This is a genomic window from Streptomyces sp. NPDC048270 (assembly GCF_040652335.1).
Taxonomy (GTDB): Bacteria; Actinomycetota; Actinomycetes; order Streptomycetales; family Streptomycetaceae; genus Streptomyces.
This window is the reverse complement of the sequence record NZ_JBEZLV010000057.1, coordinates 1-19,079: the sequence shown is the minus strand read 5'-3', so window position 1 is coordinate 19,079 and position 19,079 is coordinate 1. Positions and strand designations below refer to the sequence as shown.

General features: G+C 72.0%; 19 protein-coding genes. 7 read left to right on the top strand and 12 right to left on the bottom strand.

Annotation, left to right across the window (positions count from 1 at the left end):
• Position 1: 1 nt before the first annotated feature.
• Genes AB0D66_RS31175 through AB0D66_RS31140 form a run of 8 tightly spaced genes read right to left on the bottom strand, consistent with a single transcriptional unit; the run spans position 2 to position 6,962 of the window.
• Positions 2-892: a DUF5936 domain-containing protein gene (locus tag AB0D66_RS31175; protein WP_362310584.1), complete on the bottom strand. Its 891-nt coding sequence runs from the start codon at positions 890-892 to the stop codon at positions 2-4.
• Positions 893-908: 16 nt separating this feature from the next.
• On the bottom strand, positions 909-1,847 hold the full coding sequence (locus AB0D66_RS31170; RefSeq protein ID WP_362310570.1) for a type II secretion system F family protein: 939 nt from the start codon (positions 1,845-1,847) through the stop codon (positions 909-911).
• Complete coding sequence (locus AB0D66_RS31165) at positions 1,844-3,208, bottom strand: CpaF family protein (RefSeq protein WP_362310569.1); 1,365 nt, start codon at positions 3,206-3,208, stop codon at positions 1,844-1,846. Before AB0D66_RS31165 ends, AB0D66_RS31170 begins: the two co-directional genes overlap by 4 nt.
• Positions 3,205-3,585: a TadE/TadG family type IV pilus assembly protein gene (locus AB0D66_RS31160; RefSeq protein WP_362310568.1), complete on the bottom strand. Its 381-nt coding sequence runs from the start codon at positions 3,583-3,585 to the stop codon at positions 3,205-3,207. The genes AB0D66_RS31165 and AB0D66_RS31160 overlap by 4 nt, the downstream gene beginning before the upstream one ends.
• 1 nt (position 3,586) lies before the next feature.
• A complete protein-coding gene (locus AB0D66_RS31155; RefSeq protein ID WP_362310567.1) occupies positions 3,587-3,964 on the bottom strand; it encodes a TadE/TadG family type IV pilus assembly protein in 378 nt (125 codons plus the stop codon).
• Positions 3,965-3,967: 3 nt separating this feature from the next.
• Positions 3,968-5,233 (bottom strand): AAA family ATPase, encoded by a 1,266-nt coding sequence (locus AB0D66_RS31150; protein ID WP_362310566.1) that lies wholly within the window; start codon positions 5,231-5,233, stop codon positions 3,968-3,970.
• Between the two features lie 10 nt (positions 5,234-5,243).
• Positions 5,244-5,945 (bottom strand): Flp pilus assembly protein CpaB, encoded by a 702-nt coding sequence (gene cpaB / locus AB0D66_RS31145; RefSeq protein ID WP_362310565.1) that lies wholly within the window; start codon positions 5,943-5,945, stop codon positions 5,244-5,246.
• Positions 5,946-5,993: 48 nt separating this feature from the next.
• A complete protein-coding gene (locus AB0D66_RS31140; protein ID WP_362310564.1) occupies positions 5,994-6,962 on the bottom strand; it encodes a hypothetical protein in 969 nt (322 codons plus the stop codon).
• A gap of 351 nt (positions 6,963-7,313) precedes the next feature.
• On the opposite strand from AB0D66_RS31140, the gene AB0D66_RS31135 reads away from it, so the two are divergent.
• Positions 7,314-9,008 (top strand): glycosyl hydrolase family 18 protein, encoded by a 1,695-nt coding sequence (locus tag AB0D66_RS31135; protein ID WP_362310563.1) that lies wholly within the window; start codon positions 7,314-7,316, stop codon positions 9,006-9,008.
• A gap of 125 nt (positions 9,009-9,133) precedes the next feature.
• The gene (locus tag AB0D66_RS31130) at positions 9,134-10,471 is read left to right on the top strand and encodes a M14 family metallopeptidase (RefSeq protein WP_362310562.1); all 1,338 of its coding nucleotides are present in this window, start codon (positions 9,134-9,136) and stop codon (positions 10,469-10,471) included.
• 58 nt (positions 10,472-10,529) lie between these two features.
• On the opposite strand, the gene AB0D66_RS31125 is transcribed toward AB0D66_RS31130, so the two are convergent.
• Positions 10,530-10,940: a RidA family protein gene (locus tag AB0D66_RS31125; protein WP_362310561.1), complete on the bottom strand. Its 411-nt coding sequence runs from the start codon at positions 10,938-10,940 to the stop codon at positions 10,530-10,532.
• A complete protein-coding gene (locus AB0D66_RS31120) occupies positions 10,937-11,752 on the bottom strand; it encodes an IclR family transcriptional regulator (protein ID WP_362310560.1) in 816 nt (271 codons plus the stop codon). Before AB0D66_RS31120 ends, AB0D66_RS31125 begins: the two co-directional genes overlap by 4 nt.
• 167 nt (positions 11,753-11,919) lie before the next feature.
• Here AB0D66_RS31120 and AB0D66_RS31115 point away from each other — a divergent pair, with 167 nt between their 5' ends.
• The 5 genes from AB0D66_RS31115 to AB0D66_RS31095 all read left to right on the top strand — a co-directional run bounded on the left by AB0D66_RS31115 (position 11,920) and on the right by AB0D66_RS31095 (position 16,947).
• Positions 11,920-13,206, top strand: coding sequence for an amino acid deaminase (locus AB0D66_RS31115; RefSeq protein ID WP_362310559.1), 1,287 nt, complete (start codon positions 11,920-11,922; stop codon positions 13,204-13,206).
• 9 nt (positions 13,207-13,215) lie between these two features.
• The gene (locus tag AB0D66_RS31110; RefSeq protein WP_362310558.1) at positions 13,216-14,802 is read left to right on the top strand and encodes a D-aminoacylase; all 1,587 of its coding nucleotides are present in this window, start codon (positions 13,216-13,218) and stop codon (positions 14,800-14,802) included.
• 118 nt (positions 14,803-14,920) lie between these two features.
• Complete coding sequence (locus tag AB0D66_RS31105) at positions 14,921-15,931, top strand: YdcF family protein (protein ID WP_362310557.1); 1,011 nt, start codon at positions 14,921-14,923, stop codon at positions 15,929-15,931.
• Positions 15,932-16,052: 121 nt separating this feature from the next.
• Complete coding sequence (locus AB0D66_RS31100) at positions 16,053-16,238, top strand: hypothetical protein (RefSeq protein ID WP_362310556.1); 186 nt, start codon at positions 16,053-16,055, stop codon at positions 16,236-16,238.
• Between the two features lie 241 nt (positions 16,239-16,479).
• Positions 16,480-16,947, top strand: coding sequence for a nitroreductase/quinone reductase family protein (locus tag AB0D66_RS31095; protein WP_362310555.1), 468 nt, complete (start codon positions 16,480-16,482; stop codon positions 16,945-16,947).
• Here the strand turns inward: AB0D66_RS31095 and AB0D66_RS31090 are convergent.
• Positions 16,944-17,291, bottom strand: a complete 348-nt coding sequence (locus AB0D66_RS31090) for a hypothetical protein (RefSeq protein ID WP_362310554.1) — start codon at positions 17,289-17,291, stop codon at positions 16,944-16,946. The genes AB0D66_RS31095 and AB0D66_RS31090 overlap by 4 nt on opposite strands.
• Positions 17,292-17,624: 333 nt before the next feature.
• Complete coding sequence (locus tag AB0D66_RS31085) at positions 17,625-18,101, bottom strand: macro domain-containing protein (protein WP_362310553.1); 477 nt, start codon at positions 18,099-18,101, stop codon at positions 17,625-17,627.
• Between the last annotated feature and the right edge of the window lie 978 nt (positions 18,102-19,079).

The window sequence follows — 19,079 nt, the reverse complement described above, 5'->3', positions numbered from 1 at the left end:
CTCAGCCACCCCCGAACAGCGCGTCGAAGTCCACGTTCGCCCCGTAGACGAACCCGCAGACCAGCAGGATCAGCGTGCCCGGCAGCATGAACATGGTGACGGCGAACGTGGCCTTGGGGACGGCCCGTGCCGCCCGACGCCGGGCGTTCTGGGCGTCCGTACGCCGCATGTCGTCGGCGATCGCGATCAGGGTGTCCACGATCGGGGAGCCCAGTTCCTCGCCCTGCTGGAGGGCCGTCACGAACTGCGCGACCTGTTCGCTGTCGTTGCGGCGGCGCAGCTCGTCGAAGGCCTGGCGGCGGCTCACGCCCATGTCCATCTGCTGCAGGGTGATCCGGATCTCGTCCGCCCACGGCCCCTCGTACTTGTGCGCCACCCGCTCCAGCGCCTGCCGGAAGCCGAGGCCCGCGCTCACCACCACCGCGAGCACGTCCAGGAAGTCCGGCAGGGTCCGCTCGATGTGGTCGCGGCGGACCCGGATCGCCGACCACAGCCCGACCTCGATCCAGAACAGGCCGAAGGCCACCATCAGCAGGGCCGGTACGAGCTGGCCGTTGATCAGCATCGAGAAGGCGCCCAGCGCCCCGAGGGCTCCGTACACCGCGCGGCGCGCCGCGTAGCGGTCGATCGTCAGGCCCGCCGGGTTGCCCGCCATGTCGATCTGGCGGCGCTTGCGGGCCACCCGGCCCGGTCCCATCGCCCGCAGGACCGCCGGGGCCCAGCGGATGCCCAGCCGGTCCACCAGCGAGCCGACGGCCGTCGTACGCGTGGCACCGACCTCCAGGGCCAGCGCGAGGTCGGTCGGCAGTTTGACGTCGGCCCGGTAGAGCCGGATCCCGTGGAAGGCGCCGAGGACGGACAGCGCCACGGCCAGGGCCAGGAGGAGAGCGATCACGACGGCAGCCCCCTCACACGTCGATCTTGGACAGGCGGCGGATGAGGATGAAGCCGAGGGCGAAGAGGCCGAGCGAGACCAGCACCGCCGTCTGGCCCACGAAGGCACCCGTCATGCGGTCCAGCGCGCCCGGCATCATCATGTCCACCAGGAGCAGCGAGCCCAGGCCGATGGCCGGGACCAGGTACGCCGTCACCGTCACCTGGGACAGCTGGGTACGGATCTCCCGGCGGGTCTCCTTGCGCTGCTCCAGGGTCACCGTGAGGTTGCGCAGGCTCTCCACGATCGTGCCGCCCGCGCGGGCCGACAGGACGAGGGTGGAGACCAGGACGACCAGTTCCCGGGAGGGCAGGCGCTCCGTCAGTTCGCCGAGGGACTCCTCGATGGAGTGGCCGACGGCGAGGCGGTTGGCGACGCGCGCGAGCTCCTCGCCCGCCGGGGCCTCCAGCTCCTCCGCCGCCATGCCGATGGCCGTACGCAGGGCCAGCCCGGCCTGGGTGGCGTTGGCGAGGATGCGGGCCAGGTCGGGAAGCTGGTTGATGAACCGCTCGGTGCGGCGCGTCCGCTGCCAGTTGAGGAACGCGTTCGCGGCCCACAGGCCGATCAGGCCGGCCACCGGGCCGAAGAACGGGGCCAGGAAGGACGCGGCGACCAGCCAGGTCCCGGCGACCGCGGCGCACATGTAGACGAAGAACTCGCCGACCGTCAGGTCGAGACCGGTCACCGCGAGCTTGATCTCGATGCGCCGGCCCAGCGTCGTCTTCCGCAGCCGCCGGTCGACGCCGGCGAAGCGCCGCCGCCGGCCCGCGGCCGCCGGCCCCCCGGTCGCCGAGAGCCGTTCGATGAGCGCGGCGCGCTGGGCGCGGCCCGCCGCGTAGGCGTGGACGCCGAGGACCGTGAACAGGCAGGCCAGCAGCGTGGTGCCGAGGGTGAGGAGGATGAGTGGGTTCACAGGGCGGTCCGGGTGACGCGGGGGGTGGTGAGAGGTCCGGTGAGGGGGTCGTCGTCCGGCAGGGCCACGCCGAAGGCCTGCGGGACGGGCTGGTTGTTCATGTAGAGGCGCTCCGCGACGAAACGGGGCAGCGGGTAGTACTCGAAGTAGCCGTGGACGCGGGAGTCCGGCCCCATCGGCTGGGCCGCGAAGCGGCAGACCGTCGTGATCCGGAAGGCCTCGCGGCCGTGCGATTCGAGGACGGATATCTCCGTGATGCGGCGCGAGCCGTCGCCGAAGCGGGTGAGCTGCACGATCACGTTGACGGCGCTGTTGATCTGGTCCTGGAGCGCCTCGAAGGGGATCTCGACCTCCGACATGGAGGCGAGGGTCTGCAGGCGCATCAGGGCGTCGGCGGAACTGTTCGCGTGCACGGTGGCCAGGGACCCGTCGTGACCGGTGGACATGGCCTGGAGCATGTCGAGGGTCTCGCCGCCGCGGACCTCGCCGACGATGATGCGGTCGGGGCGCATGCGCAGGGAGTTGCGTACGAGGTCACGGATGGTGATCTGGCCCTTGCCCTCGACGTTCGCGGGCCGGGATTCGAGCCGGATGACGTGCGCCTGCTGCAGCTGGAGCTCGGCGGAGTCCTCGATGGTGATGATGCGCTCGCCCTCCGGGATCAGGCCGGAGAGGGCGTTGAGGAGGGTCGTCTTGCCGGTGCCGGTGGCGCCCGAGACGATCAGGTTCATCTTCGCCGCGACCAGCCCCGACAGCAGCAGGAGCATCTGCTCCTCGAGCGAGCCGAGGGCGATCATCTCGTGCAGGGTGAAGGCCCGCGGGAAGCGGCGGATGGTGAGGGTGGCGCCGGTCAGCGAGAGCGGCGGGATGATGACGTTGACCCGCTCGCCGCTGGGCAGCCGGGCGTCGACCATCGGATTGGCCTCGTCGACCCGGCGGTTGACCGTGGAGACGATGCGCTCGATGGTCTGCATCAGCTGTTCGTGCGAGGCGAAGCGCAGCGGGAGCTGCTCCACGCGGCCGGAGCGCTCCACGAAGATCTGGTCGGGCCCGTTGACCATGATCTCGGAGATCGACGGGTCCTCCAGGAGCGGTTCGAGCACCCCGAGGCCGAGGGCCTCGTCGACGACGCGGCGGATCAGCTGCGCGCGCTCGACGGTGGAGAGGACGGGCCCTTCGCGGCTGATGATGTGGCCCAGCACGCGCTCCAGGCGCGCCCGGCGCTCGGCGGGCGCGAGGGCGGACATCTCGGCGAGGTCGATCTCCTCCAGCAGCTTGGCGCGGTACGAGGAGACCAGGCGGCCGTCCTCACGCGGGCTGTGGCGGTCGTCGGGGGTGTTGACCCGGGAGCGCAGGCTCATGGTCGGGGGCCCTTCGGGTCGTCGTTGGGCATGACGGCGGTCGCCGACGCCGTGTGCGCGTCGAGTCCGGGCACGATGGAGTTGGCGGTGAGGGTGACCTTCACACTGATGGCGTCGGCCGAGTTGGACCACTCGAAGGCGGCGGTGGAGGCCAGGCCCCCGCTGATCGCCGCCCGGCCCGCCGCCTCGCCCCCCTGGCCCTTCTGGGCCTGGACGCGCGCGGCGGTACGGGCCGCCGTGTCCGCCTGTTCCTCGGCGTACGCCACCCAGCCCAGCTGGATCCCGCAGAGCGCGACGAACAGCAGGATCGGCACGAAACCGATGTATTCGATGGCTACTTGGCCCCGGTCAGAGCGCCACTTCCGCTCCCGGTTCATGTCACTCCTCCTTCTCCATCGCCGCACCGCCCGTGCCGTGGATCGAGCCGAAGTTGAGCCCCGGGTAGAAGACGGGAATCTTGAGCGTCACCGTCGCCTTGTAGATGTCGCCCGAGCGGCCGCATTCCGCCTGCATGGCCCAGGCGGCCGAGATGTGCTCCGCCGCCGCCGTCTCGCAGTCCGCGCGCTTTCCCGTCACCGCCCCCGCCCGCGCCGCCTCGTCCGCCGCGTTGCCCGCCAGGGAGAACGCGTAGCCGATCAGGACGCACTCCCACACCGCCGCCACGAGCAGCAGGATCAGCGGCACCGTGCCGACGAACTCGATCGCCACCTGGCCCCGGTCCCGCCCCCGGCCCCGCACCCCTCTCCGCGGCGACATGGCTCAGCCCTCCCGGCCGCGGCGCAGGCGGGCCACCGGGCCCGCGGCGCGGACCGCCAGGGAGGCGCCGGCCGGCTGCGGACCCGGGGCTTCGGGGGCCGACAGCAGGCCCAGCTCCCCCGCCAGGGCCCACAGGGCCTGCTTGACCGTGGAGCGGTTGTCCAGGTCCTGGACCCGGCCCGCGTCCACCACCGCCTGGAGCTCCTTGAAGGCCGCCGGGACCGGGGTGCGGGTGGCCCGGGTCTTGGTGATCTTCTCGATCAGCGCGGGCTGTATCTCCGTGTGCTTGGTCCAGCGGTTGACGACCATGGCGGTGTCCTCCGCCTTGCGCACCTGGAGCCGTTCCCACATCCGGACCATCCGCTTCGCCGCCCGCACCGCGACCACGTCCGGGGTGGTGACCAGCACCGCCACGTCGGCCGACTCCACCGCGGCGGCGTTCGCGCCGGTCACCTGGGTCCCGCAGTCGATGACGACGAGTTCGTAGCGGGCGCGCAGGGCGGCGATGACGAGCCGGGCGGCCCGTTCGTCGACCTCCTCGCCGCGTTCCCCGTCCGCCGGGGCCAGCAGCAGGGCCACGCCCGTGCGGTCGTCGTACACCGCGTCCTGCAGGACCCGCGGGGAGATGTCCTGGATCCCGGCGAGGTCGGCGATCGAGCGCCGGAACTGCACGTCGAGGTACGAGCCCACGTCGCCGGCCTGGAGGTCCATGTCGACCAGTGCGGTACGCCGCCCCGAGGCGGCCGCGGCCAGCGCGAACTGCACGGCGGTGAAGGTGGTGCCCACACCGCCCTTGGCGCCGGTGACGGTGACCACCCGCCCGCCCGGCCCGGAGGGGGTCTCCACCGCGCCCCGCCCGAGGTGGCGGCGTACGCCCACGGACCACTGGGCGGCGGCCTGGACGCGGGCCGCGAGCTCCTCGTAGGTGAGCGGAAGGCCGATCAGGCCCCGCGCGCCCGAGTCCATGGCGGCGGAGAAGAGGGCCGGCCCGGCGTCGGAGGTGATCAGGACGACGCCGACGGCCGGGAAGCGCAGGGCCACCTCCCGGATGAGTTCCAGGACGGGCGCCGGGCCGATGCGCTCGTGGACGAGGACGACCTCGGGGAGTTCGTCGATCGACTCGGCGGCGAGCCGGCCCAGGGTGTCCAGCAGGGTGGTGGAGTCGGGGACCGGGACGGCCGGCTCGGAGTCCGGGAGCTGGCTGAGCAGGGTCACCAGGGCGCGCGCGGCGTCCGGGTCGCCGGCCGCGGGGAGGATTCGGGTGGTCATCCGGGCCGCCTCACTTGTCCCCGTCGAGGGTGTATGTACGGTCGCCCGGGCTCGGGGCCGAGTCGGTGCCGGGGGCCACCAGGGCCAGGCGGACGTGCTCCGCGAAGGACTCGGCGTACGCGACGCGCTGGGTGTCCTTGGTGTTCAGGGCGAAGGTGATGGGGACGGCCTCGGCCGGGCCCTTGCGGTCGGTCTCCTTGTCGAGGGCGGTGAGCTTGCCGACGCCCAGCACCCGGGCGTTGGCGACGATGATCACCGAGCGAGAGGGGTCGGTGTCCTTGGCGCCCTTGAAGGTGGCGATGATGTTGACCTTGGCACCGGAGGTGATCTTGCCGGCCACGCCCGTCGCCGCGTCGATCATGATGGCGATCTCCTGCTCACCGGGCTGGAGCTGGGGCCGGTCCACGAACATGTCCGCCTGGAGCAGGGAGCCCTTCTTCAGGGTGGTCAGCGCGATCTTGTCCTTGAGTGCGCCGAGGTCGGTGACGGCGGTCTCCGACAGCCACCGCTCGGGCACCGAGACCTCCTCGAACTGCCCGGCCGAGAGCGGGCTGTACGGGGCGATGTCACCCTTGACGCGGTACGCGACGACCTCCGACCCGACCTTGGAGTTGACGTCGCCGATCACCACGAGGACTCCGGCGAAGGCCCCCAGGGCGCACAGGACCGACAGGAGCAGCAGAATGACGCCGCGGCGCTGGCGTGAGTTCATGGTCCGTACTACCTCGCCGTTCTTCGTTCGTTCGTCGGGCCGGATCGGTCAGGGTCTGGAGCGGGCGGTGCTCGCCGGTGCGGCCGGCGGTGGCGGTGCGTTCAGCGGCGCGGCGCAGAATCCGCAGCGGTCGCCGATGAGTTCGAAGCCGCACCAGCGGCATTCCTCGCGGCGGACCGAGCCGACCAGCTGGTAGAGGACGGAGAGGTCCGGGATGCCGGCGGCGAACTCCACCAGCTTCTGCGTGCCCCACCAGGCGGGCGACGCGGCGGGCAGCGGGTTCTCCATGACGCCGTGCACCTGCCAGGCCGGGCCGAGTTCGGCCGCGACCCAGTCGGAGGCGAGCTGGCCGCGGGCGAAGGTGAGGTGGGTGGCGAACTCGGGCCCGGCGGGCAGCCCGGCCCCGCCCCCGTGCACCCCGCCGGGGCGGGAAGAACCGCCGGGACCGCCCGCGCCGCCGGAACCACCCGCACCACCCGCACCACCCGCACGCCCCGAGCCCCCGGCGCCGCCCAGCCTGGCCAGGTGCGGCGTCGGATGGGCGAGTACGGCGAACTGCGCGCTCGGCGACCAGGACCGGGCGTGGGCCTTGAGCCCGACCGGGACCCGGTCGAGTTTGGCGACCGAGCCCAGCAGGGCGCCCGCGTAGATGTAGTGGGACAGCAGCCGGGCCGCGGAGGCGATGACTCCGGGGCTGAAGTCGCAGACGCTGAGCTGGCGGAGCTGACGTACCAGCAGAGCCGTGCCCAGCGGCGGCAGATCGACGCCGAGGAGCGCGATCCGGTCGGTTTCGAGGATGGCGCGTACGGTGTGCAGCCGCTGGACGGTGGCCCGCGGCAGCCAGTCGGGTACGACGGCCACGAGATGGCCGTGGCGTTCCAGCAGGGCGCTGGTCTGGGCGAGCGCGCCCGCGAGGTCGAGTTCCTCGGGCGGCGGCAGTACGGCGGCCCCGGGCGTGTGCCGGTCAGGGGCCGGAAGGACCAGATCGGCGCTGGTGACAGCGATGGCGGTCGGCACGCGAATCCCCCCGTTCACCCCGTGTGCCACGGCCGTTCGCGGAGCCGCCGCACACACGCACACCCTGCGCGACCGCAAACGATCGACGCCCTTCCCCCCTTGCCTCAGCACCATAACCGCGTCACCGCTGGCAGGGCAGGGGCTTGGAAATTCCCGTGCTGCGCGCACAGGTCACAGGTGGCGGGAAACCCGGACAACAGGGATCGGACGATCGAGCATTTCCAGCCACATTGCAAAGACTCTTGACATGGGGATTGGTCTGGACCAACTTGGCTCCGCCAGGCCTTTTCCGGGGCGCCCCCACCTGCCCCGCGCTCTCCTCATCCCCTTCCTCCCCCCACCGGAGCCCACGTGAACCGCATACGCTCCCTCGCCCTGCTGGCCGCCGCCGCCCTCACCGCGGGCGGCCTCACCGCCTTCGCCACCGGCACCGCGCACGCCGCGGACGTCAACGTCGCCCGCAACGGCGGCTTCGAGTCCGGGCTCGCCAACTGGTCCTGTTCCGGCGGAAGCGGCGCTTCCGTCTCCTCGCCGGTCCACGCCGGCGCCGGCGCCCTCAAGGCCACGCCGGCCGGGTCCGACAACGCCCGCTGCAGCCAGACCGTCACGGTCAAGCCGAACTCCACATACACGCTGAGCACCCAGGTCCAGGGCAGCTACGTCTACCTCGGCGCGACCGGGACCGGCACCCAGGACGTCTCCACCTGGACCCCCGGCTCGGGTTCGGGCTGGCAGAAGCTCTCCACCACCTTCACCACCGGCCCCGGCACCACCCAGGTCACCGTCTACACCCACGGCTGGTACGGCCAGCCGGCCTACTTCGTCGACGAGTTCAGCGTCTTCGGCCCGGACGGCGGGGGCGGCACGGACCCCGGCCCCTCCATACCCGGCGCCCCGTCCGGTACCGCTGTTTCCGGACAGAGCTCGAGCGGACTCACCCTTTCGTGGAACGCGGTCAGCGGGGCCACCGGCTATTACGTGTATCAGGACGGCGTCCGCGTCCGTACGGTGTCCTCGGCGAGCGCCCAGATCACCGGGCTCGCGGCCTCCACCTCGTACGCGTTCCAGGTCAGCGCGTACAACGCGGCCGGCGAGGGCCCCAAGTCCGCGGCCGTCACCGGCACCACCACCGGAGGCGGGGACCCGAACCCGAATCCGGCCGTCCCCCGGCACGCGCTGACGGGCTATTGGCAGAACTTCAACAACGGCGCGACCGTCCAGAAGATCTCCGACGTCTCCGCGCAGTACGACATCATCGCCGTCTCCTTCGCCGACGCCACGGCCACGCCGGGCGCCATCGCCTTCAACCTCGACTCCGCCGGACTCGGCGGCTACACGGTCGCCCAGTTCAAGTCGGACATCGCCGCGAAGAAGGCGGCCGGCAAGTCGGTGATCCTCTCCATCGGCGGCGAGAAGGGGACCATCACGGTCAACGACTCCGCCTCCGCGGCCAACCTCGCGAACTCGGCGTACGCGCTGATGCAGGAGTACGGCTTCTCCGGCATCGACATCGACCTGGAGAACGGCCTCAACCCGACCTACATGACGCAGGCCCTGCGCGCCCTGTCGGCGAAGGCGGGCCCCTCGCTCGTCATCACCATGGCCCCGCAGACCATCGACATGCAGTCCACGCAGGGCGGCTACTTCAAGACGGCGCTCAACATCAAGGACATCCTGACCGTCGTCAACATGCAGTACTACAACAGCGGCTCGATGAACGGCTGCGACGGCAAGGTCTACTCGCAGGGCTCGGTGGACTTCCTCACCGCCCTCGCCTGCATCCAGCTGGAGGGCGGCCTCGACCCCTCCCAGGTGGGCATCGGTGTCCCGGCCTCGCCGAGCGGGGCGGGCAGCGGCTACGTCTCCCCGACCGTCGTCAACAACGCCCTGGACTGCCTGACCCGGGGCACGAGCTGCGGGTCCTTCAAGCCCTCCAAGACCTACCCCGGCCTGCGCGGTGCGATGACCTGGTCGACGAACTGGGACGCCAAGGCGGGTAGTGCCTGGTCCAACGCGGTGGGTCCCAAGGTCCACAGCCTCCCCTAGGCGGTAGGTGTGGGGGTGGCCGGTTCAGGTCGGCGGACACGGTGCGGTCTTGACCTGGACATGCCACGAGAGCACGCTGTGCGCGTCCGCACGGCTACCCCCACACTCCCCACCCAGGAGAACGCATGCGGCTCCACTACCGCCGGAGGGCCGCCGTCACGGCGGCCCTGCTGGCGCTCGCTTTGGGCGCACCCGCCTACGGCATGAGCGCGACGGCCTCGCCACCGCCCACCCCCTCCACCGCCACCCAGGACGAGGCCATCGTCCAGTACCGGATCCACGGCCCCGCCACGGCGACCGACCGCACCGCCCTGCTCCGCACGGGCGTGTCGATCGACGAGGTGGACGACCACACGGTCGTGGTCAGCGCCGACACCATGCAGGCCAAGAACCTGCGCTCACTGGGCTACCAGCTCACCGCGCTGCCCGGCCCGCCGGACCGCTCCCTGCCGGGGATCGCGGCGGGCCCGATGGACTTCCCGTCGGCGGACTCGCGCTACCACAACTACGCCGAGGCCAACGCGGAGATCGACCAGCGCCTCGCCCAGTACCCCGGGATCATGAGCAAGCGGGTGATCGGGAAGTCGTACCAGGGCCGGGACCTCATCGCCATCAAGATCAGCGACAACGTCGCGACGGACGAGGCCGAGCCCGAGGTGCTCTTCACCCACCACCAGCACGCCCGCGAGCACCTGACCGTGGAAATGGCCCTGTACCTGATCAAGGAGCTCGGCTCCAAGTACGGCACCGAGTCCCGGATCACCAACGCCGTCAACGGCCGTGAGATCTGGATCATCCCGGACCTCAACCCGGACGGCGGCGAGTACGACATCGCCACCGGGTCCTACCGGTCCTGGCGCAAGAACCGCCAGCCCAACTCCGGCTCCTCGTACGTCGGCACGGACGAGAACCGGAACTGGAACTACAAGTGGGGCTGCTGCGGCGGCTCCAGCAGCAGCAAGAGCTCCGAGACCTACCGCGGCGCGGCCGCCGAGTCGGCGCCCGAGGTGAAGGCCGTCTCGGACTTCGTGCGCAGCCGGGTGGTCGGCGGCAAGCAGCAGATCAAGGCCTCGATCGACTTCCACACGTACAGCGAACTGGTGCTGTGGCCCTTCGGGTACACCTACAACGACACCGCGCCGGGCCTGACCGCCGACGACCTCGCCGTCTTCAAGAAGATCGGCACCAGCATGGCGGCGAGCAACGGCTACACCCCGGAGCAGTCGAGCGACCTCTACATCACGGACGGCACGATCGACGACTGGCTGTGGGGGAACCAGAAGATCTTCTCCTACACCTTCGAGATGTACCCGGCGAGCTCGGGCGGCGGCGGCTTCTACCCGCCCGACGAGGTGATCGACCGCGAGACCGCCCGCAACAAGGACGCGGTGCTCCAGCTGCTGGAGAACGCGGACTGCATGTACCGCTCGATCGGCAAGGAAGCCCAGTACTGCACCGCCTGATCCCCCGCACGGCACGAGCCGGGGCGCCCCACCGCCAGGGGGGCGCCCCTCCGCGTGCTCAGCCGAGGACGGCCAGGGCGTCGATCTCGATGAGCAGCCCGGCCGGCAGGCCCACGTACACGGTGGTGCGGGCCGCCGGGGCCTCCTTGAGGCCCTGCTCCTCGAAGTACGTGTTGTACAGCTCGTTCATCTCGGCGAAGTGCGCGGTGTCGGTGAGGTAGACGCGGATCATCATCACGTCGTCCCAGCCGCCGCCGCCCGCCTCCAGCACCGAGCGGACGTTCTCCAGCGTCTGGAGGGTCTGCTCGCGCAGCGTCGGCCCGGCGGGGGTGGGCGGCTGCCCCTCGACGTGCGGGAGGAAGCCGACCTGCCCGGCGACCTGGAGGATGTTCCCCTTGCGCACGCCGTGCGAGAAGCGCGCGGGCGGGGTGGTGTGGGTGTCGGGGGTGATGGCGGTCTTCTCGCTCACGAGTCCTCTTCCTGTACCTGTACCTGTACCTGTGCCCGCACCTGTTCCGGTCCGGGTTCCTGCACCTGTTCCGGCGATCCTGAGTAGTCCCGGCTGACGGCCTCGGCCGCGGCGCGCACCAGCGGCAGCAGTCCGACGAGCCCGTCGGCCGTGACGACCACACTGGGCGCGGAGACGGACAGCGCGGCGACGACCCGCCCGTCGGGCCCGTACACGGGTGCGCCGAGGCAGTTGACGGACTCCTCGTGCCCCCCGAGGTCGGCGGCCCAGCCCTGCGCCCGCACCAGGTCCAGCTCGCGCAGGAAGGCGGCGGCGTCGGGGGTGGAGCGGGCGGTGTAGCGCGGATAGTCGATCCGCTCCGCGAGGCTCCTGCGCTCGGCCTCCGGCAGGTCGGCGACGAGCAGCTTCGCGACGGCGGCGACGGTGAGGGGCACGGGCTTGCCGATGCGGGAGTACATGCGGACCGGGTAGCGGCTCTCCACCTTGTCGACGTACACGACCTCGTCGTCCTGGAGGAGGGCGAGGTGGACGGTGTGCCCGGTGGCCTTGTTCAGCGCGCGCAGGTGGGGGTGCGCGATCTCCCGTACGTCGAGGTTCTCGACGGCCTCGGCGGCGAGCGCGAACAGCTGCGCGCCGAGCCGGTACCGGCCGTCGGCCTGCCGGTACACGAAGCCGCGCTCGTGCAGGGTGCGCAGCAGGCGCAGCGCGGTGCTCTTGTGCACGCCGATCTCGCCGGCGACCTCGCCGAGGCCGGCCGGCCCCTTGGCCAGCAGCGGCAGGATTCCGAGCGCCCGCTCCACGGACTGGCTCATCCCTCGTCCTCTCGTACGGCCACGGCGACCCCCGGCTGCGCCGGTGCCGGGCTCCGCCCCGACCCCCCGGCGCCGCACGTTGACCCACCGTCACCCGGGATGTTAGACAGCATGCAGCGGCATACGCAACGACCGTTGCAGACAGCGCAACTCCGGGAGGGCAACCCATGGCCAGCGACCCCGTCAAGAACCTCGCCGACGAACCCGTCGACCACCGGTTCAAGGGTCTCCCCCCGGACGCCCACACCGCCGGCCTCACCGTCGGCCAACTCACCGCACAGCGCCGCGACCTGCACACCGGCGGGTTCACCACCCCCGTCCTGACCCTCGACGCGGACGCGCTGGAGCACAACCTCACCGCCCTCGGCACGTACGCCGCCCGCCACGACCTCGCCTTCGCCCCGCACGGCAAGACCTGCATGGCCCCGCAGCTCTTCCGCCGCCAGCTGGACCACGGCGCGTGGGGCATCACGGCCGCCGTCCCCCACCAGGCCCGCGTCTACCGCGCCTTCGGCATCCAGCGCATCTTCCTCGCCAACGAGCTCGTCGATCCCGCCGCCCTGCGCTGGGTCGCCGCCGAGGTCGCCGCGGACCCCGGCTTCCGCTTCGTCTGCTACGTCGACTCCGTGCGCGGCGTCCACCTCATGGACCGCGCCCTGCGCGACGCGCCCGCCGTCATCGACGTCGTCGTCGAGCTCGGCGCCGGCGAGGGCGCCCGCACCGGCGCCCGCAGCGACGAGGACTGCCGTGCCGTGGCCGACGCCGTCGCCGACGCCGCCACCCTCCGCCTCGTCGGCATCGCCGGCTACGAGGCCGAGGTCCCCGACGCCGACCCGGACCGCGTCCACGCGTACCTGCGCCGCCTCACCGGCCTCGCCGTCGAGTTCGACAAGGCCGGCCGGTTCGACGCGTACCCGGACCTCGAGGAGATCATCGTCAGCGCCGGCGGCTCCGCCTGGTTCGACGCCGTCGCCGACGTGTTCGCCGAGATGCCCGAGCTCTCGCACCCCACCCTCAAGCTGCTCCGCTCCGGCGCGTACGTCTCCCACGACCACGGCTGGTACACCCGCCTCACCCCCTTCAACCGCCACCCCGAAGAGGGCGGCCTGCGCCCCGCGTTCCGGCTCTGGACGCAGGTCGTCTCGCGGCCCTCCCCCGCCCAGGCCTTCGTGAACGCGGGCAAGCGCGACATCGCCTACGACCTCGGCCTCCCCACCGCCGAACTGGTCCGCGACGCCCTCACCGGCGAGGAGCGGCCCGCCGCCGGCGTCCGCGTGGTCAAGCTCTCCGACCAGCACGCCTGGCTGGAGACCGACTCCCCCGACGACGTCCAGGTCGGCGACTGGGTGGCCCTCGGCATGTCCCACCCCTGCACCATCTTCGAGAAGTGGCCGCTGATCCCGGTGGTGGAGTCCGACGGCACGGTCAGCGACTACGTCCGCACCTTCTTCTAGGCCCGGGGCGTGGACCTGGTCATCCGCGGGGCCCGCGTCGTCGACGGCACGGGCGGGCCCTCGTACACCGCCGACGTCGGCGTGCACGAGGGCCGGATCACCGAGATCGGCAGGCTCCCCGGCGGGCGCAGGACCCTCGACGCCCACGGCCTGGCCCTCGCCCCCGGCTTCGTCGACATGCACGCCCACAGCGACCTCGCGCTGCTCCGCGACCCGGACCACAGCGCGAAGGCCGCCCAGGGCGTGACCCTCGAAGTGCTGGGCCAGGACGGCCTCTCGTACGCCCCGGCCGACGAGCGCACCCTGGCCGGGGTCCGGGCCGCCATCGCGGGCTGGAACGGCCCGGGGGACGACATCGACTTCGACTGGCGCACGGTCGGCGGCTACCTGGACCGCCTCGACCGCGCCCACGGCGGCCGGGGCTGCGCGGTCAACGCCGCCTACCTCGTCCCCCAGGGCACCGTCCGCGCCTACGCCGTGGGCTGGGACGACCGCCCGGCGACCGGGGCCGAGCTGGACCGGATGCGGCAGCTGGTCGCCGAGGGCCTGGCCCAGGGCGCCGTCGGCATGTCCTCGGGGCTGACCTACACCCCCGGCATGTACGCCTCCGGCGCCGAACTGACCGAGCTGTGCCGCGTGGTGGCCCGGTACGGCGGCTACTACTGCCCGCACCACCGCTCGTACGGCCGAGGCGCCCTCGCCGCCTACGCCGAGATGGTCGCCCTCACCCGCGAGGCCGGCTGCGCCCTGCACCTCGCGCACGCCACCATGAACTTCGGCGAGAACCGGGGCCGGGCCCCCGAGCTGCTCGCCCTGCTCGACGCGGCCCTGGCCGACGGCTGCGACGTCACCCTCGACAGCTACCCGTACACCCCCGGCTGCACCACGCTGGTCGCCCTGCTGCCGAGCTGGGCGAACGAGGGCGGCCCGGAGGCGGTCCTGGCCCGGCTGCGCGACGACGCCGAGGCCGAGCGGATCCGGTACGCGCTGGAGGTGACGGGGGCCGACGGCTGTCACGGTGTCCCCGTCGACTGGTCGACGATCGAGATCGCCGGCACCGCCGACCCCGCCTTCGCCCCGTACGTCGGCACACGCCTGGACGGCTGGAACACCGCCCGGCGGCTGCTGATCGGCGACCGGCTCGCGCCGTCGGTGCTCCAGCACGTGGGGCACGAGGAGAACGTCCGGGCGATCATGCGCCACCGCGTCCACACCGGCGGCTCCGACGGCATCCTCCAGGGCGCGAAGCCGCACCCGCGGGCCCACGGCACCTTCCCGCACTACCTCGGCCACTACGTCCGCGAGCTCGGCGTGCTCTCCCTCGAGGAGTGCGTCGCGCACCTGGCCGGCCGCCCGGCGGCCCGGCTGCGCCTGCCCGACCGGGGGCTGGTCCGCGTCGGGCACCGGGCCGACCTGGTCCTCTTCGATCCGGACACGGTCGCCGCCGGGTCCACGTACGAGAAGCCGCGCGCGCTTCCCGCCGGCATTCCGCACGTGTTGATCGACGGCCGCTTCGTGATGCGGGACGGGCGCCGCACGGACGTCCTGGCGGGACGCTCGGTACGCCGCACCCCGACCGCGACGACCAGGGCATGACCGGACCACGACCGCGGGCATGACCGCAGGCATGACCGCAGGCATGACCGCAGGCATGACCGCAGGCATGACCGAGTCACGACAAGGGCATTGACGTGCGCACACATAGGATGAACCGATGGTCGCCTTCGCCCTCGCCGCGCTGTTCTTCCTCGCCTTCTGCGTCAGCGCCCGACGGGACCGTCGGCGCTTCCTCAACGCGGTGCTGTTCGGCCTGACCTTCATCACCTCCTCCTTCGCCCTGCTCCTCCAGGTGCCGCAGCTGCCCCGCTGGCTGGCCATGCCGGTGATCGTGCTCGTCTTCGCCGTCCCCACCCTCGGCATCCTGGCGCTCGGCGTCTTCCTCGTCGCCAACGGCCTGACGATGGTCCGCAAGGAGGGCGCCCGCCCGCCCAACCTGCTGTCGCTGGCGGCCGGGCTCGGCATCTTCGGGATGATCACGCTGCTGCTGCTCGTGGGCCGGTACGGCTCCACGGTCGCGCACGGCATCGCGGCGACCCTCACCCTGGTCGTCGCCTACGTCTCCTTCATCTTCCTGTGCTTCCTCGGGTACGCCTTCCTGTACGGGCGGATCAAAGTGCGCGGCGATGTCGACCACGTGGTGATGCTGGGCTCCGGCCTGGTCGGCGGCGACCAGGTCCCGCCGCTGCTGGCCTCGCGGCTGCGCAAGGGGCAGGAGATCTACGCGGCCCAGCTGGCCCGGGGCAGCCGGCCGCCGGTGCTGCTGGTCTCCGGCGGCAAGGGCTCGGACGAGCGGGTCTCCGAGGCGCGCGCGATGGCGGACTGGCTGACCGGGGTGGGCGGGGTGCCGGCGGAGCACGTCCGGCTGGAGGAGCAGTCGCGGACGACGGAGGAGAACATGCGGCTCTCCCGGGAGCTGATGCTGGCGGACGACCCCGGCTACCGGTGCGTGGTGGTCACCAACGACTTCCACGCCTTCCGCGCCGCGATGATGGCCCGCAAGGCCGGAGTGAACGGGCAGGTACTGGGCTCGCCGACCGCCCGGTACTTCTGGCCGACCGCCACCATCCGCGAATTCGTCGCGGTGTTCTGGGAGCACAAGGCCGTGAACCTGGGGATCTGCGGCCTGCTGGTGGCCCTCGGTGCGGCGGCGACGATCGCGGCCTGACCGGGCGGCGGGGCCCGCCGGGCCCGCCGGGGCCTCGGCCGTTCGGGTCAAGGTGCGTTCATGGAGCTGCCGCCGGAGGATGGGGCCAGGGAACACCGGGGAACACCGCAGGAGGTACGCGATGGACAGTGAATCGGACCAGCAGCCCACACGGTCGGACCGGCTCTTCACGGGCGGGGAGCGGCCGTACGACCCCGAGGACCTCGTGATGGCGACCGGCCACGACCCGACTCCGGAGCGGATCGAGAAGGCGCGCCAGCTCATCGAGAAGGAAGGCCCCCAGGTCATCGAGCGCTACCTCCCGTAACGCTCCGTACGCGCATCTCGCCTGCCCGCCCGCTCACCCGCTCACCCGCTCACCCGCTCCTGGGTGCGCGCGCGTGCGCGCCGCCGACGGCGCCGACTGCTGACGCCCCGGCCCGAGGTCGCCCCTCGGGCCGGGGTCGTCTGCGTGGCGGGGCCACCGGGGGTGCGGCCGGGCCGGACCGCATCCAGACTTGGTGAAGTCTCGTTAGCGGTCCGGGGACCACGACCCTAAGGACAGGTGAATGCAAGCTCTCGATGTCGACTGGGACCACCCCACGGACCCACGCTCCGGCCCGCAGCTCGACCACGTCCGCGCCTACGTCAGCACGGCGGGCGCCGACGGCCACCTGTGGCACGGGGTGCCCACCCTGCTGCTCACCACGATCGACCGCGCCACCGGCCGGACGGTCCGCACCCCGCTGATCTACGGCGAGGACGCGGACCGCCTGATCGTCGTGGCCGCCGCCTACGGCGCCCCCCGGCACCCGGCCTGGTACGAGAACCTCGCCGCCGACCCGGAGGTCCGCGTCCAGGTCGGCGCCACCGTCCTGCGCGCCCGGGCGCGCACGGCCACGCCGGAGGAGCGGGAGACGTACTGGGACATGATGACGGGCCTGTGGCCGGCCTACGAGGACGACCAGACGGCCGCCGCGCCCCGCGTGATCCCAATGGTGATCATCGAAAGCAGAAACGGTTGGTCGGACCGCTAGCCGTCGAAGCGGACGGAGCGCACCAGCAGGCGGTCGGTGGCGGGCCGGCCGTTGGGCCGCAGCAGCCAGTCGGGCCCGTCGCAGTCGGCCCCGACGAACACGGTCACCCAGGAGTCGGTCTGATTGTGCGGGGCGAAGCCGGGTTCGACGTCGTCGGAGCCGACCTCGTCGAGGTTGATGCACGTGCCGCCCTCCGGGTCATGCAGGGTGCCGGTCTGCTCCACGCCGTCCGCGTCGCGGTACTTGTAGTGGAAGTCGCCGGAGGCGGCGAGGGCCGACGCGGGAAGTGACAGGACCAGCGCGAAGGCGGCGACGGCCGCGGCGGCGGTGTTGCGGAGCTTCATGGCGGGGTGGATCCCTTTCGCATGGGGCCGTGGAAGGCCGTGGGGCAGTGCGGGCACGACCCTAGGAGGCCCCGAAGGGGCGAATCGATCCTCCGAAATCCATCGGCGTGGCGAGACACGGGCCGCTCCGCGCACGGCCGAGGGGGGGCGCGGCCGCCGTCTGCCGCGGTCTGCCGCGGTCTGCCGCGGTCTGCCGCGGTCTGCCGCGGTCTGCCGCGGTCTGCCGACGTCTGCCGCGGTCTGCCGACGTCTGCCGCCGTCTGCGGCGCTCTGCCGCGCTCTGCCGCGCTCTGCCGCGCCGGCAGCGTGAGCGGCAGCCGCAGCCCCGTCGCCTCACGCGTGGTCGTAGACGGTGACCTCCACGCCCCGCGCACACAGGGCCTCGGTGATGAGCGGCTCGATGCGTGACCACTTCCCCCCGGCGAGCCCGCACCCGATGCGCGGCATGTGGACCCCGGCGCCCAACTCGACGGCGTGATCGGCCAACGCGGCGAGGCAGCGCGCGACGGCGTCGTACCGGATCGGCGGGCCCGCGCTCCCGGTGCGCATCCCCCGCTGACCGACCATGTTGGCCACCCACACATCGGGCTGCACCCGCACCAACTGCACGGCCCCGAGCCCGAAGTCGTTCCCGCTGCGCCCCCGGTGCCAGGCCCGGTACGCGGCCTCCGGCTCCGCCCACCGCCGCGAAACGGCAACCACGAACCCCTTGCCCCAGCCCCCGAGGTCATTGCAGACATGCGCAATGACCTTGGGCCCCTTGGCCTGCGGACTTGTCGCATCCCCGGCGATGATCCTGATCGTCGTCACACCCGAAAACATATGCGAAGCCACTGACGGGGGCTTCGGGTACTGCGGGAGCCTGATTCCCGCTGGGGCCGATCAGGGAGGGTTTGGGGGTTTCCCGCCAGTCCCACTGTCCTTCCGTGCCGGGCCGCCCTGTCAAGGGCGCTCCTTCGTCGCGTCGCTTCGCGATGGCCTTCGGCCACCCTTGACAGGCCGTCCCGTCCCGGAAAGACAAGGACTGACGGGAAGCCCCCAAAAGAACGGTCCACTGGTTCACGATCACGGGCAGCGGGCATCAGGGACCGGCCCCTAGCCGACCGGGGGCAGGCACCACCCCCACACGGGCCGATAGGCAGGCCATTCCAGGCCGGGCGCAGCCCAACCCGCACCAAACAGCGGCGAGAAGCCCATCAGGAACCGCGAGACGCGTCAGATCGCTACGCGCTTCTCATCTCTCAGCGTCGACGGCCGTCTGGGGCTGGAAATAGGCCGCCACGGATCGCTACGCGGCTGAGGTGATCTGGCGGCGATCCACCCGCCATGGGCTGCTCATAAGCCGCCGTAGACGGCGAATTGGGGACGGCCGGTGGGCGCCTGCGGGCAGCGGGAGTGAGAGAGCAACGTGGCGGGCGATGGACGGGGGGACGGGACTGCCCGCTGCCGCGTGAGGGAGACGTCCGTCGCGACCGTGGGCGGCCTATGTCCAGCCCCAGACGGCCGCAGGACGCCGAGAGATGAGAAGCGCGTAGCGATCTGACGCGTAGGTGGGTCGGGATGGGCTTCCCGCCGCTGTTTGGTGCAGGTTGGGCGCCCCCGGCCCGGAATGGCCTGCTTGCCGGCCCGTGTGGGGTGGTGCCCGCCCCCGGTCGGCTAGGGGCCGGTCCCTGATGCCCATAAGTGAAGGTTGGGAACCAGTGGACCGTTCTTTTGGGGGCTTCCCGTCAGTCCTTGTCTTTCCGGGACGGGACGGCCTGTCAAGGGTGGCCGAAGGCCATCGCGAAG